Source organism: Pseudomonas citronellolis (genome assembly GCF_029335315.1).
Taxonomy (GTDB): domain Bacteria; phylum Pseudomonadota; class Gammaproteobacteria; order Pseudomonadales; family Pseudomonadaceae; genus Pseudomonas; species Pseudomonas citronellolis_A.
Window position 1 is genome coordinate 1 of the sequence record NZ_JARJLT010000147.1, and the last position, 1,421, is coordinate 1,421.

At 69.0% G+C, this 1,421-nt stretch carries 2 protein-coding genes; both read left to right on the forward strand.

Annotated features, from left to right (window positions below):
• A partial coding sequence (locus tag P3W75_RS12125; protein ID WP_276227590.1) for a hypothetical protein occupies positions 1-193 on the forward strand: 193 nt, incomplete at its 5' end.
• Between the two features lie 55 nt (positions 194-248).
• Positions 249-1,421: type VI secretion system protein TssA (gene tssA / locus P3W75_RS12130; protein WP_276227591.1), on the forward strand; the 1,173-nt coding region annotated here is incomplete at its 3' end.

Here is a 1,421-nt window from a genome sequence, read left to right on the forward strand (position 1 = left end):
CGACAGCCAGACCCTGTTCGAGCTGGTGCTGACGGCGCCGGACGACCTGCCGCTGACCTGGCGCCTGCGCACGGAGCTGGGCGATGGGCCGCTGGCATTGCTGAAACTGCGCAGCTTCAAGCTGCCGGCGAACATCTTCGAAGCCGGAGCGGGGGGCGCCGACCCCTACGCCGTGGCCGAGCCATTCGAATAGCGGGTGCGCTGGTCGTGATGGACACGATGCACGAGAAGGACCTTAGGACACGCCAATGAGCTTGCAAGGACTGATTTCAACCTGCCTGGATGGGCAGGACCCGGTGGCATTCGCACAGGCCCAGGCCTCCCAGTGGGAGGCCTGGCTGGCGCCGATCAGCGAGGTCGCGCCGACCGGCGAGGACCCCGCCTACGACGACGATTTCCAGCACATGCGCGAGGAGGTCAACAAGCTTTCCGGCGCCAATGTCGAGGGCATCATCCAACTGGCGGAGAAGCTGCTGAGCAACCGCTGCAAGGACCTTCGCGTGGTCACTTATTACCTCTGGGCACGCTTGCAACGCGACGGCGAGGCGGGGTTGGCCGACGGCCTTGCGCTGCTGGCCGCGATGCTGCAGCGGTTCACCGGGGAGGTGCTGCCGACTCGCGCCCACAGCCGGCGCCTGGCGCTTGAGTGGCTGGCCAGCGGCAAGGTCCTGGACAGCCTGTCGCTGTACCCGGAAGTGGAAAAGTCCGAGGCGCAGCGCACCGTCGCCGCGCTGGCCTGGCTGGAGCAGTTGTTCAGCCACTGGCCGGAGTCGGAACGCCCCGCGCTGGGGGCGCTGCATGCGGCGCTGGGCCTGCGCCTCGCCCAGTCCGGCGGGGTGGATGCGCTGGTTCCGCAGAACAGCGCCGCGAGCGCCGAGCCGGCACCGCATTCGGCCGCGCCGGCGCCGACCGCGATCAATTCCGGGCGCGACCTCCTGGACAGCGGCAAGGCACTGGCGGGCTACCTGCGCGACCAGCCCCAGGGCTGGCTGGCGGCGCACCGTCTGCTGACCAGCCTGCGCTGGGACACGGTGCACCAGTCGCCGCCGCAGGAGGCCAACGGCAACACCCGCCTGGCGCCGCCGCGCACCGAATACCGGGCCCAGCTCAAGCGCCTCTACCTGCAGCAGAGCTGGGCCGAACTGCTGGACCAGATCGAGCGCATGTATGCCGAAGGGGTGAACCACTTCTGGCTGGACCTGCAATGGTACCTGTGCCAGGCCCTGGGACGGCTGGGCGTGCCCCATGAAGCCTGGGCGGACATCGTCAAGCGCGACCTGGGCATGTTCCTCGAACGCCTGCCCGGTATCGAGGCGCTGCGCTGGAGCGACGGCACGCCGTTCGCCGACGAAGTCACCCGCGACTGGATCGTGCAGCAGGTCAGCGGCAATCAGCCGGCGCAATGGATGTCCTCGACGTCC